This window comes from Pseudoscardovia suis, assembly GCF_002797875.1.
GTDB classification, from domain to species: domain Bacteria; phylum Actinomycetota; class Actinomycetes; order Actinomycetales; family Bifidobacteriaceae; genus Pseudoscardovia; species Pseudoscardovia suis.
The window spans coordinates 381,179-397,455 of the sequence record NZ_PGFC01000001.1; the positions used below are offsets into that span (position 1 = coordinate 381,179).

Annotated in this window: 14 protein-coding genes and 1 tRNA gene; 13 read left to right on the plus strand and 2 right to left on the minus strand. The window is 62.2% G+C overall.

Features of this window, described 5'->3' with window-relative positions; genetic code table 11:
* The first annotated feature begins 213 nt into the window (after positions 1-213).
* From CLV65_RS01435 to CLV65_RS01465, 7 genes are all read left to right on the plus strand, one after another.
* A complete protein-coding gene (locus CLV65_RS01435; protein ID WP_157847186.1) occupies positions 214-2,151 on the plus strand; it encodes a L,D-transpeptidase family protein in 1,938 nt (645 codons plus the stop codon).
* Between the two features lie 173 nt (positions 2,152-2,324).
* Positions 2,325-3,818, plus strand: coding sequence for a Fe-S cluster assembly protein SufB (sufB, locus tag CLV65_RS01440; RefSeq protein WP_094691617.1), 1,494 nt, complete (start codon positions 2,325-2,327; stop codon positions 3,816-3,818).
* Positions 3,818-5,167, plus strand: coding sequence for a Fe-S cluster assembly protein SufD (sufD, locus tag CLV65_RS01445; RefSeq protein ID WP_094691618.1), 1,350 nt, complete (start codon positions 3,818-3,820; stop codon positions 5,165-5,167). The genes sufB and sufD overlap by 1 nt, the downstream gene beginning before the upstream one ends.
* A gap of 1 nt (position 5,168) precedes the next feature.
* Positions 5,169-5,945: a Fe-S cluster assembly ATPase SufC gene (gene sufC / locus CLV65_RS01450; protein WP_094691619.1), complete on the plus strand. Its 777-nt coding sequence runs from the start codon at positions 5,169-5,171 to the stop codon at positions 5,943-5,945.
* Between the two features lie 182 nt (positions 5,946-6,127).
* Positions 6,128-7,450, plus strand: coding sequence for a SufS family cysteine desulfurase (locus CLV65_RS01455; protein WP_094691620.1), 1,323 nt, complete (start codon positions 6,128-6,130; stop codon positions 7,448-7,450).
* 216 nt (positions 7,451-7,666) lie between these two features.
* Positions 7,667-8,233, plus strand: a complete 567-nt coding sequence (gene sufU / locus CLV65_RS01460; protein WP_420848424.1) for a Fe-S cluster assembly sulfur transfer protein SufU — start codon at positions 7,667-7,669, stop codon at positions 8,231-8,233.
* A 91-nt stretch (positions 8,234-8,324) separates the two neighbouring features.
* Positions 8,325-8,978, plus strand: coding sequence for a metal-sulfur cluster assembly factor (locus CLV65_RS01465; protein WP_094691621.1), 654 nt, complete (start codon positions 8,325-8,327; stop codon positions 8,976-8,978).
* A 111-nt stretch (positions 8,979-9,089) separates the two neighbouring features.
* Here CLV65_RS01465 and CLV65_RS01470 read toward each other — a convergent pair whose 3' ends face one another.
* Both CLV65_RS01470 and CLV65_RS01475 read right to left on the minus strand, forming a co-directional pair.
* The gene (locus tag CLV65_RS01470; RefSeq protein WP_420848425.1) at positions 9,090-10,340 is read right to left on the minus strand and encodes an IS30 family transposase; all 1,251 of its coding nucleotides are present in this window, start codon (positions 10,338-10,340) and stop codon (positions 9,090-9,092) included.
* Between the two features lie 193 nt (positions 10,341-10,533).
* Positions 10,534-11,397, minus strand: coding sequence for a TrmH family RNA methyltransferase (locus CLV65_RS01475; RefSeq protein WP_094691623.1), 864 nt, complete (start codon positions 11,395-11,397; stop codon positions 10,534-10,536).
* A 189-nt stretch (positions 11,398-11,586) separates the two neighbouring features.
* Between CLV65_RS01475 and CLV65_RS01480 the strand changes: the two genes are divergently transcribed.
* The 6 genes from CLV65_RS01480 (at position 11,587) to ybeY (ending at position 16,276) form a co-directional block, all read left to right on the plus strand.
* Positions 11,587-11,675 (plus strand) — tRNA-Leu (locus tag CLV65_RS01480).
* Positions 11,676-11,828: 153 nt separating this feature from the next.
* Positions 11,829-13,052: a hypothetical protein gene (locus CLV65_RS01485; RefSeq protein ID WP_094691624.1), complete on the plus strand. Its 1,224-nt coding sequence runs from the start codon at positions 11,829-11,831 to the stop codon at positions 13,050-13,052.
* A 71-nt stretch (positions 13,053-13,123) separates the two neighbouring features.
* Complete coding sequence (locus CLV65_RS01490; protein ID WP_094691832.1) at positions 13,124-13,906, plus strand: 16S rRNA (uracil(1498)-N(3))-methyltransferase; 783 nt, start codon at positions 13,124-13,126, stop codon at positions 13,904-13,906.
* 142 nt (positions 13,907-14,048) lie between these two features.
* Complete coding sequence (locus CLV65_RS01495; RefSeq protein ID WP_094691625.1) at positions 14,049-14,408, plus strand: histidine triad nucleotide-binding protein; 360 nt, start codon at positions 14,049-14,051, stop codon at positions 14,406-14,408.
* Between the two features lie 195 nt (positions 14,409-14,603).
* Positions 14,604-15,746 (plus strand): PhoH family protein, encoded by a 1,143-nt coding sequence (locus CLV65_RS01500; RefSeq protein WP_094691626.1) that lies wholly within the window; start codon positions 14,604-14,606, stop codon positions 15,744-15,746.
* Entirely contained in the window at positions 15,743-16,276 is a 534-nt protein-coding gene (gene ybeY / locus CLV65_RS01505; protein WP_094691627.1) for an rRNA maturation RNase YbeY, read from the plus strand. Before CLV65_RS01500 ends, ybeY begins: the two co-directional genes overlap by 4 nt.
* Position 16,277: the final 1 nt, after the last annotated feature.

The following is a 16,277-nucleotide window of genomic DNA, read 5'->3' on the forward strand; positions in this document are numbered from 1 at the left end:
TTTGCTTTCAGGCGGCTTGCGCATTGCCTGCGACGGCTTGGATCTGCGGCAACACCGGCAGATTGCGCAAATGCCGAGGGCGGGCGGTAGCATGACTAAGTCAGTCGCGTTACAATGTCGGAATCGGATGTCGACGATTTTGGGGAACGCGGCATCATAAGCATGCGCGTGACATTCACTTCCGTGCGGAAGCATAAGGAGCGATTCATTTTCATGAATGACGAATCACTGAATCCATCGTCACTGAATCCAATGGAGAATGAGGAGCAGCCGCAGCCCGGCGACCAGCCGAGCTTCGATGCGCCGCAACCCGGGGATTGGTCCTTCGAGACTACACCGCTGGACGTTTCTTACGAGGCCGCGCCGCAGGCAGGGTCTGCGAAAGTGATCGCTTCCGACGAAGCAGACGATGATTGGACATCCGCCGATGGCGGGAACCCGTTCCTTACTTTGGGCAATGAGCAGTCGTCCGCGCCACAATCCGATGCTGCTTCAGCAGCGGTGCCCACCGTGTCTGCTGCGCCCATCACATCCGCCGCGCCCACCGCGCAGATTCCCGCGCAAACCCCTGTGTCGCAGGACTTCCACAGCCAGTCGTCCGTCTTCGCGAATGCCGCGTATCCGTCTGTTGCGCCGGCGCAAGTCGCCGACGGCGGGCATGAGGCAGGGGAGCAGAGTGCCGTGAAGCACCGCCGTCATGCTTGGCCGTGGATTGTGCTTGCCGTCATTATCGTCGCCCTTGCCGCTGCCGCAGCGCTGTGCGTGCAGCATTACCAAGACCGCGCGCTTCCGGGAGTCACCCTGTGGGGGCGTAGCGTGGCGGGTGAGACGCAGCAGCAGATCGCCGATGACGTGACGAAACTCGTCACCGACACCACTGTCACCGTCACATACAACGACGCATCCGAGCAAGTCACGCTCGCAGACCTCGGGTACACGGTGGACGCGAATTCCATCGCCGAACAGGCCTTCAACGCCAAGCGTTCGGATAACTTCATCCAGCGGTACCTGTCCAGCGCGACGGTGAATGTCGCCCCCAGCTTGGGCGATGCATCCTCGGCGGATCCTACCAAGATCGGCAATGACTTCGGTGTCCAGTCCACCGCGGCAACCGATGCGACGGTGTCTCTCAACTCCGACGGCACGCAATATGAGGCCACTGCGGCGACTGTGGGAATGGGTCTGTCGGTGACGGACGCCGCCCAGCAGCTGCTGGATGCGATAGAGAATCCCTCAGCAACGCCGCAGTACGTGCAGCTGCAGGTCAATGACGTGCAGCCCGCCATCACCGACGACATCGCGAAGCAGGCGGTTGACACGCTCAACAACCTCATCGCCAATCCCATCAAGATCACCGGAAACGGCGGTGACATCACCACCCTGGGCGTGGACGCCATCAACGCCTCTTACTCCGTGGATCCCACCGATTCGACACCTGACGGCTCCCAGCGCAGCGGCTATGTGCTCTTCGACGCCGCGAAGCTGCAGAGCTACTACGAGACGAACATCAAGGCAAATTACCAAGCCACGGAACAGGATGCCGACGTCATCGTCAACAACGATGGCGAAGTCATCAAGACGAACGTGCAAGGCCACCCTGGTGTGACTGTCGCCGACGGTGGGGACAGCAACGTCGGCACCGATGCCGCCAAGGCGATGGCGACCGGTTCCGGCACCGTACAGATCAACGCGACCGTGATTCCGATGCAGACCAAGCAGACGAAGCGCCACACCGTCGTCGACCTGTCCGACAAGAAGCTCTATGCCTACGAAAACGATCAGGTCATCAAGACCTTAAACATCGCCGACGGCGCAGGCACTGCCGCCGACGGCAGCTGCAAGGGCGACCTGTGCACGCCAACGGGCGATTTCAAGATTTGGTGGAAGCTCGACTCCCAAGACATGAAGGGCACGTTGACACTGTCCGACGGGTCGACCACCAGCTGGAACGCGCCGGGCGTCAAGTTCGTCAACTACTTCTCGCATTCCGGCTGCGCCATCCATCGCATCAACTCCACTTCCGCCATCAACGACGCGGATGTGCCCGCATCAGGGGCGGAATCCCATGGCTGCATCGGCTTGGGCTGGGACGTCGCCGAATGGTATTACAACTGGGCCGACTACAACGAGACGGTCCACATCCAGCAGTAGCCGCAAAGGGACGAAATGACGGATAAGGAGTGTGCCCGGGTTCGCTCACAACGAAATCGGACACACTCTTCACATACCCGGCCCCAACTGTTAGGGTAGGCAAACGTGACGGCCCGGGCATGCCCGGGAGGCGTCGGAGAGATCCCGGCGCCCATAAGATGAAGGAGGTGTCCATGTCGAACGACGACGGCACACAAGCCGCTGACGTGGAGATGAGCCAATACGTGGCGGATCGTGCCCGTGTGAACGAAGACAAGATCCGTCAGGACGATGAGATCATCAACGAGTTCGGCGATTACACCTACGGCTGGCATGATTCCGACGCGGCTGGCGAAGCCGCCAAGAAAGGCATCAGCGAAGACGTGGTGCGTGCCATTTCGGCCGACAAGGGTGAGCCGAAGTGGATGCTCGATTACCGCCTGCAAGGCTACCGAGACTTCATCAACCGGCCGATGCCGCAGTGGGGCGTGGACCTCACCGGCTTCAACGCCGATGATTTCAAGTACTACGTCAAGCCGATCGACAAGCAGGCGCAGACGTGGGACGAGCTGCCCACCGACATCAAGAACACATATGACAAGCTGGGCATCCCCGAGGCAGAGAAGAAGCGCCTCGTTTCCGGCGTGGCGGCGCAATACGAGTCCGAAGTCATCTACAACTCCATCCAGGAGGATTTGCGCAAGCAAGGGGTGATCTTCGTCGACACCGATACCGCCGTGCGCGAATACCCCGATCTGGTGCGCAAGTACTTCGGCAAATGCATTCCCAGCAACGACAACAAGTTCGCGGCCCTCAACACCGCCGCATGGTCGGGTGGCTCGTTCGTGTACGTGCCCAAGGGCGTGCATGTCGACATCCCGCTGCAGGCGTACTTCCGCATCAACACCCCGAACATGGGTCAGTTCGAGCGCACGCTCATCATCGCGGACGAAGGCTCGTACGTGCATTACGTCGAAGGATGCACCGCCCCGATTTATTCCACCGACTCCCTGCATTCGGGCGTCGTCGAGATTTTCGTCGAACCGCACGCCCGTGTGCGCTACACGACGGTGCAGAACTGGTCCAACAACGTCTACAACCTCGTGACGCAGCGCGCCTATGTGCGCGAGGGCGGCACGATGGAATGGGTGGACGGCAACATCGGTTCCAAGGCCACGATGAAGTACCCCGCGTGCATCCTCGCCGAGCCGTATGCCAGCGCATCCACGATGTCGCTGAGCTTCGCTTCGCAAGGCCAGTACCAAGACACCGGCGCCAAGATGATCCACCTCGCACCGCACACGAGCTCGCAAATCATCGCCAAGTCGATTTCTCGTGCGGGCGGCCGCTCCGCCTACCGTGGCCTCGTCAAGATCATCGATGGGGCGGAAGGCTCCAGCTCGTCGGTGGTGTGCGATGCGTTGCTCGTCGACGAATACTCCCGCTCCGACACATACCCGCATGTGGATGTGCGCGAGGACGATGTGACGATGGCACACGAGGCCACTGTCTCCAAGGTCTCGGAAGACCAGCTGTTTTACCTGATGAGCCGTGGCCTGACCGAGGACGAGGCAATGGGCATGATCGTGCGTGGCTTCGTGGAGCCGATTTCGCGCGAGCTGCCCATGGAATACGCTTTGGAACTCAACAGGCTCGTGGAGCTGCAGATGGAAGGATCGGTGGGCTGATGACCGACACAACAGCGCAAGAAAACAGCGCGGCGCGCATTGCAGAGCCGTCCCTGCCGGCGGCGGACCCGAAGGATCCATATGCAATGCCGGCCCTCATGCCGTCCAGCGCCGACCGTGCCGTGCGTTCGTTCGATGTAAGCGACCACACGGTGCCCACCCGCAAGCAGGAGGATTTCCGCTATACCCCGGTGGAGCGAATCGCAGAGTTCTTCGAACCGTTCGACGCATCCGGCGCCACCGAAGTGAGCGTGGAGCCACTGAGCGGCGATGATCTGCCCGATGGCGTTGAAATCAGCGCCGTGGACAAGGGCGATGCCCCGATGGGCACGGTGGGCTTGCCCGCCGACAGGATCGAAGCCGTCGAGTGGAATGCCGTCGATGATGCGTTGCTCGTGCGGCTGCATGGTGACGTGAGCACGCCGGTGCTTGTATCCGTGCACGGCGTGGACGACCGTCTGGATGCCCTCCATCTGATCATCGCGGCGGATGAAGGCGCGCACGCGGCAGTGGTCATCGACCACACGGGCACGGCGCGTCTCGACGAATGCGTCGAGATCATCGCTGGCAAGAACAGCCGTCTGTCCGTCACGTCCCTCCAGCAGTGGGACGCCGGCTCCAAGCATGTGGGCGGCCATCGCATCACCGTGGGGGAGGGCGCCGAGCTGCGCCACAATGTCGTCACCTTGGGCGGCGATATCGTGCGTCTGCGCATCGACCAGGATTTCGCTGGCCCCCAGGCAAAGTCCGATATGCTCGGCATCTATTTCGTCGAACCCGGCCAGCATCTGGAACACCGTACGATGATCGTGCACAACCAGCCGCAGTGCACGAGCCGCGTCATCTACAAGGGCGCGCTCAGCGGCAAAGGTGCGCACAGTGCATGGGTCGGCAATGCCCTCATCCTGCCGGATGCACCGGGCACCGACTCCTACGAGCTCAACCGCAACCTGCTGCTCACCAGGGGTGCCATCGCGGATTCCGAGCCCAATCTTGAGATTGAAAACGGCAACATCGTGGGCGCAGGCCATGCCAGCTCCGTCGGACGTTTCGACGACGAGCAGCTGTTTTACCTGCAGTCCCGCGGCATTCCCGAGAACGTGGCGCGTCGCCTCGTCGTTCACGGCTTCTTCAGCGAACTCGTCGAGCAGATCGGCCTGCCGCAGATTGCATCCGCGCTCATGGCTTCCCTCGACGCGCGTCTCGAAGGCAATGCCGAGGCCATCAAGGCCGCGGACCTCAAGCTCGTGTCGCAGACGGAAGGCGAATCCTACGCCGACGACCCTGACGCCGCAGCTCACGGAACGGAATCAGCGAACGAACAATCCCGCCAAACGGAGGAGAACTGACATGTCAACACTTCAAATCATCGACCTGCGCGCCTCCGTGGAGACGAAGGAAGGCCGCAAGCAGATTCTCAACGGCGTGAACCTCACGATCGAATCCGGTCAGACCCACGCCATCATGGGCCCCAACGGCTCGGGTAAATCCACCCTCGCCTACACGCTCGCCGGCCACCCCAAGTATCAGGTCGACGGAGGCCAGGTGCTCATTGACGGCGAGAACCTGCTCGAGATGACAGCTGACGAGCGCGCCAAGGCGGGGCTCTTCCTCGCCATGCAGTACCCGGTCGAAGTGCCGGGCGTGTCGATGACCAACTTCCTGCGCACCGCGGTCACCGCTGTGCAAGGTGAGGCCCCATCCATCCGCACGTGGACGAAGGAACTGAGCGAGGCGATGAAGCGCCTGCGCATGGACCCGAAATTCGCACAGCGCTCCGTCAACGACGGATTCTCCGGCGGCGAAAAGAAGCGCGCCGAAGTGCTCCAGCTTGAACTGCTCAAGCCCAAGTTCGCAATCCTTGACGAAACGGATTCCGGCCTCGACGTCGACGCTCTGCGCATCGTGTCCGAAGGAGTCAACCGCGCCAAGGAAAACACCGGTCTCGGCATCATGATGGTCACGCACTACACGCGCATCCTGAAATACATCAAGCCTGATGTGGTGCACGTGTTCGCGCACGGGCAGGTCGTCGAGACCGGCGGCCCGGACCTCGCCGACCGCCTCGAAGAGGAAGGCTACGACAAGTACCTTCCCGAAGGCGCCAGCGAATCCGCACTCGCCTGACCGCCCCCGTCTGGCAGCCGGTCGCTTCTGCTGGAATCTGCCGAGTTGATCGAGCAGATTCCGGCAGTTGAGCCAATCGGCGGCCAGGCATATCGGCCACCGGGCGTCAGACGTATACCAAGCCGCACGCATATCAGGTATCAGTACGCGCGCATACCAAGACGAAGGAAGCAATCGCACACATGACGCACAACACACAGCAGCCCCAGCCCAACGAGGGCGAGCGTCAAACCCCCGTGGATTTTGAGGCGATCCGGGCGCAATTCCCCATCCTCGACCAAAAGATCCACGGCCACCCCTTCGTCTATCTCGACTCTGGCGCAACCGCGCAGAAGCCTGAGTGCGTGGTGGAGGCGGAGAGCGAGTTCTACCGCACCATCAACGCCGGCGTACATCGCGGAGCCCATGAGCTTGCGGCACGCAGCACCGAGGCATTCGAGTATGCGCGCGCCCAGGTGGCACGCCTGGTGAACGCAAACGCCGAGGAAGGCAGTGAAGAGATCGTCGTGACGCAAGGCGCCACCGGTGGTCTCAACGAACTGGCAATCGCCTTCGGCAACGCCAGCCTGGGCAGGGGAGGCGAGGCCGCCAAGCGCTTCGCACTCAAGCCCGGTGATGAAATCGTCGTTTCCAAGGCCGAGCACCACTCCGTGCTGCTGCCGTTCCAAGAGCTTGCCGCCCGCACCGGCGCGACCTTGCGATGGCTTGATCTGACGCCTGACGGTCGGGTGCGCACCGACAATGTGGAGGATGTGATCACCGAACGCACGAAGATCGTGGCGGTCACCCATATCTCCAACGTCACCGGCGCCATCACCGACATCCCCACGCTGGTGCGTCGCGCGCATGAGGTCGGCGCGCTGTTCGTGCTCGATGCCTGCCAATCCATCCCGCATATCCGCGTGGATGTGAAGGCTCTCGACGTGGATTTCGCCTGCTGGAGCGCCCATAAGATGTACGGTCCCACCGGGGTGGGTTTCCTGTATGGCAAGCGTGAGCTGCTCGAAGCCCTGCCGCCCGCATTCTTCGGCGGTTCGATGGTCGAGCTCGCCTGGATGGACAAGCCGGCACAATACATGGAGCCGCCGGCACGTTTCGAAGCCGGCACGCAGCCCGTGGCGCAGGTCGTGGCGGCGGGCGTCGCAGCCGAATGGATGATGGCCATCGGCATGGATGCCATCGCCGAGCATGAGCGCATGCTCACCCGAAAGCTGCTCACGATCGGCGACATTCCGGGATTCCGCATCCTGGGGCCCACAGACGAGACCGACCGCATCGGCACCGTTGCGTTCGATGTGGAGGGCGTGCATCCGCATGACGTCGGCCAGTTCGCCGACTCCCAAGGCATCGCCATCCGCGTCGGCCACCATTGCGCGCAGCCGGTACACCGTCATTTCGGGTTGTATGCGTCCAACCGCGTCTCCTGCGGCGTCTACAACAACCTTGACGACGTGGACCGTCTGCTGGAAACCCTTGGCAAGGTGCGCGGTTTCTTCCTCGGCTGAATGAACCAGAAAGCCTCTGAGGCTCCTTTACAATGCTTCGGTATGCAGCAGCTCGCACTGTCATGTGCTCTTGATGGCGAATGAGCTGCAGCACAAAACGGCGGCAGAGAAACGAGAAGATTGGTTATGACGATGTTTGGCGCAGGAATGCCGGGATTCGGGTTCCCCCACAACGGCTTCGGTTCCACCGACTCCGCCTCGGACGATTCCGACGGCATGGAACAGATGTACCAGGAAGTGATCCTCGAAGCCTCCCGTGCACGTCACGGCAGCGCGAATTTTGCGCCGGACCTGGCTTCCGAAGAGTCAGAGAAGGCCGATTCCACCGCTGCGGACAGCGCTGCTGCGCAAGGGCAGGCCTCATTCCACGCTTCGCACGAGTACTGCGTGCCCGGGCAGGCGCATCAGTTCAACCCCACATGCGGCGACGAGGTGACGGTGCGCGTGGAGCTCAGCGATGGAACGGACGGCAAGCCGGTGTCCATCCGCAGCCTTGAATGGGACGGCCACGGATGCTCCATCTCACAGGCGAGCCTGTCGATCATGCATGACCTCGTGGCAGGCAAGAGCCTGGACGAGGCGATGCATCTGGCGGATCTATTCCACCAGCTCATGGAATCGCGCGGCAAAGGCCTCGAATCGGATGCCGACATGGACGAGCTCGAGGATGCGGTGGCATTCCAAGGCGCGTCCAAATACCCGATGCGCATCAAGTGCGCACTGCTGGGCTGGGAAGGCTTGAAAGCCTCGGCAGCCCAAGCGCTGGCGAAGATCAATGACTAGGTGCATTACTTCGTAATATTTCCAAAGATGCGACATCCCGCGATAGTGTCGCGGATGGCGTACAACGTAACCACGTGCAAGGAGGTGTGCGATGGCCAATGACAATCTGGTGCCCCCGTTGGGCAACCCCATTTTCGATGCCGTCAACAGTGCGATCGATGATCCGGCGACCGCGCAGAGTCTCGTGAGCAATCCGGCTGCCACCAAGCAGCTGCTGGATGCAGCGGAACAGAAGAAGGCACAGGCAGGCGCCCAGGACGTCCAGGAAGAGACCGCCGCTGCGGATGCAGGCGACGCCGCCAAACCGACAACCGCAGCGGACGCCGCGGAAGACATGCGTGCCCAGGCGCGACGCATTGCCAAGGACCATCAGGAAGGCAAGGTCGATTTGAAGGCAGTCGATTCAATCGGTCGTGCAACCGCGGCGGACGTGCAGGAAGCGCTCCATCAGGTCATCGACCCGGAGCTTGGCGTCGACGTCATGGATCTGGGTCTCGTGTATGGCATCGAGATTGACGAACTGGGCCGCGCCATCATCACGATGACGCTCACCACACCTGCATGCCCGCTCACCTCGCTTATCGAAGATGAGTGCGCCACCGTGCTTGCCGGCCTCGTTGAGGAGTTCCGCATCGACTGGACGTGGACCCCGCCGTGGAACGTCGACATGATGACGCCGGAAGGCGCCGAGCAGATGGCGGCGCTGGGGTTCAACGCCGGCAACCTGCCGCAATACGGGCAGTGAGCCTGTGCAGTGAGCCTGCGCAAAACCAAGGGCCTGTGACCTCGCGCAACGCGGTCGCAGGCCCTTTGTCGTCTGAGCTGCCTGTGGTGCTAGCTGCCTGTTGGGCGAATTCTAGTGGTCGTCGCAACATCTTTGTTGACAGTTGGTGTTGATGGTATCGGTTGATGTTGACGTTGCGGTGTCGTCGATCAGTTCGAGGATCTTCTCGCTGGGTTTCATGTAGTCCAGGGTCTTGCGGGGCCTGTCGTCGGGTTCCATGGCGACTGCGTCGAGGTATTCCTCGGTGTATCCGGACAGGTCGGTCCCCTTGGGGAAGTACTGGCGCAGCAAGCCGTTGGTGTTCTCGTTGGTGCCGCGCTGCCAGGGGCTGTGAGGGTCGCAGAAGTACACCTGCATGCCGGGCGCGGCGGACACGCGTGCATGCAGGGCGAGTTCGGATCCCTGGTCCCATGTCAGGCTGTTGCGCAGCAGCGCGGGCAGCGTCCGCATCTTGCTGATGATGGCGTCCTGCACGTGTTCGGCGTCGTGCCCGTCGGGCAGGTGCAGGAGGATCGTGAACCGGGTGGTGCGTTCCACGAGGGTGCCGATCGCGCTGCGGTTGCCGGTCCCGCAGATCAGGTCGCCTTCCCAGTGGCCGGGGACCGCTCGGTCGGCGACCTCGGCCGGACGGTCGCTTATCATGACCATGGGTTCGCGGAACCTGGGGCGTCTGGATTGGCCGTCGCCGCGGTGCCTGCGGGCGACGTGCCCCCGTCGCATGGCATGTTTGAGCTGGAGTCGCAGCTCTCCCTTGCCTTGCACGTAGATGGCCTGGTAGATGGTCTCGTGGCATGCGTTCATGCTTTCATTATCCGGGTGGCCGCGTCGGAGCCTGCCGCTGATCTGTTCGGGACTCCAGTGCTTGTCGAGTCCGGCCTTGATCTCGTCCCACAGTCGTGTGCCGGGCATGATCTTGCGTGGCTTGGGGCGTTTGAGGCGGTGGGTGGCCTTCTGCTGGGCGCGGTGCGGGCCGTACCAGCCGCCGATGTCGTCGGCGTTGCGGCGCAGCTCGCGGCTGATGGTGCTGGGCGCCCTGCCGAGGGCCCGGGCGATGGCTCGGACGCCGCTGCCGGCGCGGCGCATGTCGGCGATGGCGATGCGCTCGTCCATGCACAGGTATCTGGCGTCGGTCCGCTTGGGCTTGTCCATGCCGCCACGGTACCAGTCCACGAGCGGCCGCTCGTTGCGGCCGGTGGAACGTGTCCTGCCGTTGCGCCAGACCTTCCCGGTGCGTTTGGACACACCGACCGCGTGGGCGGCCTGGGTGAAGTTCATGCCGCCGCGCACCAGGTCCAGGTACTTCGTGCGTCTCGCCGCCTGCATGTCCCGCAGCTTCTCGTACTTGGTCCCGTCGAACTCGTACACCATGTTTCGATTCCTTCCGAATCCAAGGTGTTGCGACGTTCACTAGAACCCGCCTTGGTGTGAGCTCCATGCGGGGGGGCGGGCGCCCCTATCCCCGCTGCTCCTTCCATTGCCGCTGCTTCTTTCATCCCCCGTACTCTCTCTATTTTCGTTACTCCATCTGCGTGGCATAGAACGCCACGGCGGTGCTTGCCGCGACGTTGAGGGAGTCCACGCCGTGGTACATGGGGATTTTCACGGTGAGATCGGTGTGGGCGATCGTGCGATGCTTTAAGCCATCGCCTTCGGTGCCGAAGACGAGCGCCAGTTTGTCGATATGCTGGGCGTCATCGGCAGGCAGATGCAGGCGACGCGTCAGCTCCTGCATCGAGATGGAATCATCGGTGAGCGCCATAGCCACCGTGGTGAATCCCAGGGCGTTGAGCTCAGCAAGACCCTTGTCGGGCCAGTCGTGCACGTCGGAACCGATGCGCGTCCACGGCACTTGGAACACGGTGCCCATCGAGACACGGGCGGCGCGACGATACAGCGGATCGCCGCATGACGGTGTCACGAGCACCGCGTCGACGCCCAAGGCGGCTGCCGAGCGCATGATCGCACCCACGTTCGTGAAATCCACGATGTTCTCCATCACCGCCACGCGCCGTGCATCGCGGCACAGGTCCTCCACGGTAGGCAGCTTCCAGCGGCGCATCGCGCACAGGGCGCCGCGGTGCAACCGGTAGCCGGTGAGGGTCTTGAGCAGGGCGGGGCTCGCCACGAAGACGGGGATGTCCGGCCCCCATTCGGCGTCCACTTGCTCGAACTCGCGCGTCATGCCTTCCAGCCACGGTTCTTCGACAAGGAACGACAGCGGCTCCACATGCGCGTCGAGCGCGCGGTCGATGACCTTGGGGCTTTCGGCGATGAACATGCCCTTTTCAGGCTCCAGGCGGTTGCGCAGCTGGATTTCCGTGAGCTGCGTGTATGCGGCGAGGCGTGGGTCATCGAGCGAAGAGACGGGGACAATCTGCATGTGGCTCCTTAGGTGAAAGGGAAGCGGGACGCGTTGCGCACATCATTGTAGGCGATTGCCGGCAGAAACGGGGGAGTCGAAAACCGCATGAATATGCGCGACACGCCGAGGGTTGCGATAAATCACACGCATGGTATTCTATTCAACTGTTGCGCTTGAACAACGCAGCAAGTTCAGATAACTGAAGATGTCCGGGTGGCGGAATGGTAGACGCGCTAGCTTGAGGTGCTAGTGACTATTTTTAAACGGTCGTGCGGGTTCAAGTCCCGCTCCGGACACGATTAAAAGGCCTTCGAGAAATCGAAGGTCTTTTCTTTTCTCGTGCTTCCTTCTCTTCGTGCTTCATCATCTGTTCATCGTGGATCCACAAGCCGTTCGTGGGCACGGTTGTACCAATCGGAGAAACGTGCAACAATGAAGCAATGAGTGATATGGAGAGTTCTTATTTTTCTGGCGCTTCTGTTTCTGGTACCTCTGTTACCAGTGCTCCTGCGCTAAGCTCCTCCGAATGGGGTGGCCAAGGGAACGATGAGTCGCTGGCAGCTGCCATCAACCTGGACGGGCGCATCGCCCGGTTGAACATGGGAGCGGGCGGCGTGTATGGCAGGGTTCTCCATGAGAATCTCAAGTACGCCAAGGGCATTGTCGTGGATTCCAACGCGCTGCGCTGCGAGATTTCCCATGGCGCGGACAGCAGCACTGACGACTGGGAGTGGCTTCATTACTTCCTTGTGGCCTTCACGGACGTGCACGGTCGGCAGGTGCGTGTGTGGTCCGGCGGCGTGACGTATTCCGCACGTGACCTTGCGCTTGGCAACGCTGTCGTGGTGGAGTATGCGGACAGGGACAGCACCGATGACATCCGCATCCGCATGATTTTTACCTATCGGGATTTCAACGTGTCCATGCCTGGCACTGTGCCGGGCGTGCCGGGCGGCAGTCGTCTGCATCACGTGTCGGGAGCCGACGATTATCAGGACCCGCGTTCTTTTGGCAGCCTGTGGCGTCATGCCGAATGGGGCGAACGCTATGCGACGAGCGGAATGGATGGCTACAGGGCGTTCGGCGCCTCGTCGCAGCCGCAGGATGCGAATGACGGGAAGGTGGCACGGGAATGGACCCATAATGCCCGTGTGCTTGGGGCGATTATGGGGGTATCCGCTCTCGCGTTCATGTTGACGCTCGGCGGGGCCAGGTTCCAGCCGATATCGCAAACGCAAGAGCTTATCCCCTGGATGAAGCTGACGATTCCGAGTTCATGGCCGTTCGTGGCATTCTTCCTCATGGTGTTTCTTGCGAGCTCGATCACGTATGTTCTGCGCTACGGCCATGCGCAGAACACAACGCGTGGCGTGGGCAAGCCCCGTCTGCATCAGGACGAATCCGCGCAAGTCCTTGATATTGTGGTCGTTCCATTGTTTTCGAAGGATGCGTATTGCGGATGCGGCTATCTGGCCAAGCTCGGGACGCAGTCCGGCGACACCATATGGGCGATGGGCGACCCCGAGGAGCGTGAGTCGTATCTGCCCCAGGGCTCCAGGCCGCCGATCGTCGTGGGCGGCAATGCGACACTGGTGCGCACATTGGGCAAACGCACATACGTCCACAGCGCATACGTACACAGCGCGACGACGCAGAGCACGGTGCTACCCTGAATGGCATGACGCTTCCTGTTTTCGTGCTTCGTGACGCTTTTTCCGCGCCGGCTTGTGCAACATCCGCCGCCATGTCGGCGAGCCCGGCGTTTTCGGTCGGTTCGCGTCCCCAGCTTCCTGCTTCCGTGCAACGCCACGCGTTCAAAGCGATGCGCCTCGCCGCCGGCGACGAATTCCAACTGACCGATGGCAGGGGCCTGCGCGTCACGCTGCGCGTGGACGATTCCGAGGCGGCGCTTGCCACGGTGACCGAGGTGGAGCATGAGCCTCAACCCGCAGTGCGGCTCGGCCTCATCCAGGCGCTTGCAAAAGGCGGGCGTGACGAGCAGGCCATCGAGACATCCACCGAGATTGGCGTGGATGCGGTGATGCCATGGCAGGCGAACCGATCCATTGTGCAGTGGAAGGGGTCGAAAGCATCGAAAGCTCTTGCCAAGTGGGAGGATGTGCTCGTCGCGGCGACCGAGCAGTCCCGCCGCGCGTATATGCCACAGCTGGAGGGCTTGCACACCACAAGGCAGCTCAATGCCTGGATTGGCGAGGCGACGAAGCGCGGCGACATGGTGATCGTGCTCCATCAGGATGCCACGGATACGTGGGGGCACATCGAGCAGAAAGCCGCGCAAATGGCGGCAACGGCGACACAGACGGTACGGGCGCAATCCGCGTCCGCGACCGCCGGTCCCACGGTCTGGGTCGTCGTGGGGCCGGAAGGCGGCATCGCGGACGAGGAGGTCGCTGCCTTCGTGCAAGCGGGCGCCGCAAGCTGTGTCATCGGCACCACGATCCTACGCGCTTCGACGGCAGGTCCGGTGGCGCTCACCCTGCTCAGCCATGCCATCGGCAGGTACTGAGCACGGCTTAAGATGGAATCAGACACGGAACGGGTGGCGTGCGCCGCCCCATCCGGAAGGTAATGCGCACAGTCACCGGCATCCAAGGCCGATGGACCGTAGCCGCCTACCCACAACCACAAGAATCACAAAGGAGCACACCATGGCACAAGACGCCGATTGCCTGTTTTGCAAGATCGCTGCCGGTACGATCCCCAGCACGAAGGTCTACGAGGACGATACGGTTTACGCGTTCAAGGACATCAATCCGGTGAGCGAAGTGCATGTGCTGGTGATTCCCAAGGATCATTATCCGAACGCCGCCGCCGTCGCCAAGGCTGACCCCACGCTCATCGCACACATCATCGAAGTGGCGCAGAAGATCGCCGACGAGCAGTCCGACGGCGCGTTCCACCTGCTGTTCAACACCGGTGAAGCGGCGGGGCAGACGGTGTTCCACTGCCACGCCCATGTGCTGGGCGGCAAGGCGGACGCCGCCAAGGTCGCCGCGGCACTCGCCTAAGACCTGCAGTGCCCGGGCTGCCGCTGGCTGGCTCAAGCGAAGGCTCCGGCGCCATCAGTCGCCCTGCCTGCTGTTTGCCCTGCCATCCAGTCGCCTGGTCCGCCATCCGACGGTCTGACCTCCTGTTTTGGGTTGCGTCAAACATTCCGAACGTCATTTGATTTTCCAGATTTCCGGATTTCCAGAAAGGAACCTGTGGCTACTTCCACACGCACCATCACCATTCCCGCGGAGCTGGACCCTGTTGTCGTCTGCGGGCCAGCCGACCAGATCATCCGCCAAGTGGAGGATGCGTTCCCCGCACTCACGATCATCGTCAGGGGCAATCGCATCGCCATCATGTCGCGTTCCAAGCAGACGGAGGCGGATGCCATCAAGGCACAGACGATCATCGATCGCATCATCGACGCCGCATACACCGCGCCTTTGGATGCCGCTGAGGTCGCGCAGCTGTTGGAAAGCCCATACGTGACCGACCCCACGGTGCCGGCCGACAGGTCAGTGCAACCGGTGGGCGGCACCCGCTCCGACCATGAGCGCGCCGGACGCCAAGGACATGCCAGCGGGAAGACGGCAACGATCGCCGTCGGCGACACGTCGTCCGCATGGTCGGGCGAATTCGACGGCTCCCGTCGCATGAGGGTCCCCGGCGTCATCGCCATGGCGCGCGGCGTGCCGGTGCGCCCCAAGACCGCCGGCCAAGTGGCGTATGTGAACGCCATCGAGACCCATACGATCACGTTCGCCATTGGCCCCGCTGGCACAGGCAAGACGTATCTCGCGGTGGCGAAGGCGGTGCGCGCCTTCGAAGACGGCGAGGTGCGCCGCATCATCCTCACACGCCCCGCGGTGGAGGCAGGGGAGAAGCTCGGATTCCTTCCCGGCACGCTCTCCGACAAGGTCGATCCCTATCTGCGCCCGCTGTACGATGCTCTCTCCGACATGATCGGCGGCGAACGCGTGCACAAATACCTGACGGATGGCACCATCGAAGTCGCGCCGCTCGCCTATATGCGTGGCCGCACACTCAACGACGCGTATGTGATCTTGGACGAGGCACAGAACACGACGGCGCAGCAGATGAAGATGTTCCTCACCCGTTTGGGTTTCAACACGCGCATGGTCGTCACCGGCGACATCACGCAGGTGGATTTCGAAGTGCGCCAGTCCGGCCTTGCCCGAATCGAAGACGTGCTCGGAGGCATCGACGACATCGCGTTCGTGCATCTCGACACCCGCGATGTGGTGCGCCACGCCTTGGTGGGCAAGATCGTGCGCGCCTATGATTCGTATGCGGCTTCCCAGAAGGAACGCCATGCGAAGGAAGGCAGTCGATGAGCGTCGACGTATTGAACGAAACCGAATGGGTCATCGACCCCAAGCTGTTCTCAGACCTTGCGGTGTGGACGATGGACCAGATGTGCGTGAGCACACAGTCCGACCTCACGGTCATCTTCAACGACCCGGAGTCGATGGCGGAACTGCACATGCGGTGGATGAGCCTGAAAGGCCCCACCGACGTCATGAGCTTCCCGATGGATGAGCTGCGGCCGGGCGACAGCGACAACCGCCCCGAAGGCGTGCTTGGCGACATCGTGCTGTGCCCTTATGTGGCGCGCCAGCAAGCGCAGGCCGCCGGCCACAGCACGCTCGAGGAGATGATGCTGTTGCAGATCCACGGCACGCTCCACCTGCTTGGCTACGACCACACGACGCCGCAGCAGGAACGGCAGATGTTCGGATTGCAACGCCAGCTGCTGCTCACATTCCTGGCGATGAGGCCCGGCCTCACCACCGATGTCACGCTGCCGCCGGGGGCGCCCGACCTTCTGGCGAAATACGATCGCGATCACAAGGACGAGGCGTAGT

Excerpts from the sequence above, each read along its gene's own strand:
- CLV65_RS01435 (WP_157847186.1), top strand. The coding sequence starts at position 214 with ATGAATGACGAATCACTGAATCCATCGTCACTGAATCCAATGGAGAAT.
- sufB (WP_094691617.1), top strand. The coding sequence starts at position 2,325 with ATGTCGAACGACGACGGCACACAAGCCGCTGACGTGGAGATGAGCCAA.
- sufD (WP_094691618.1), top strand. The coding sequence starts at position 3,818 with ATGACCGACACAACAGCGCAAGAAAACAGCGCGGCGCGCATTGCAGAG.
- sufC (WP_094691619.1), top strand. The coding sequence starts at position 5,169 with ATGTCAACACTTCAAATCATCGACCTGCGCGCCTCCGTGGAGACGAAG.
- CLV65_RS01455 (WP_094691620.1), top strand. The coding sequence starts at position 6,128 with ATGACGCACAACACACAGCAGCCCCAGCCCAACGAGGGCGAGCGTCAA.
- sufU (WP_420848424.1), top strand. The coding sequence starts at position 7,667 with ATGGAACAGATGTACCAGGAAGTGATCCTCGAAGCCTCCCGTGCACGT.
- CLV65_RS01465 (WP_094691621.1), top strand. The coding sequence starts at position 8,325 with ATGGCCAATGACAATCTGGTGCCCCCGTTGGGCAACCCCATTTTCGAT.
- CLV65_RS01470 (WP_420848425.1), bottom strand. The coding sequence starts at position 10,340 with ATGCAGGCGGCGAGACGCACGAAGTACCTGGACCTGGTGCGCGGCGGC.
- CLV65_RS01475 (WP_094691623.1), bottom strand. The coding sequence starts at position 11,397 with ATGCAGATTGTCCCCGTCTCTTCGCTCGATGACCCACGCCTCGCCGCA.
- CLV65_RS01485 (WP_094691624.1), top strand. The coding sequence starts at position 11,829 with ATGGAGAGTTCTTATTTTTCTGGCGCTTCTGTTTCTGGTACCTCTGTT.
- CLV65_RS01490 (WP_094691832.1), top strand. The coding sequence starts at position 13,124 with ATGTCGGCGAGCCCGGCGTTTTCGGTCGGTTCGCGTCCCCAGCTTCCT.
- CLV65_RS01495 (WP_094691625.1), top strand. The coding sequence starts at position 14,049 with ATGGCACAAGACGCCGATTGCCTGTTTTGCAAGATCGCTGCCGGTACG.
- ybeY (WP_094691627.1), top strand. The coding sequence starts at position 15,743 with ATGAGCGTCGACGTATTGAACGAAACCGAATGGGTCATCGACCCCAAG.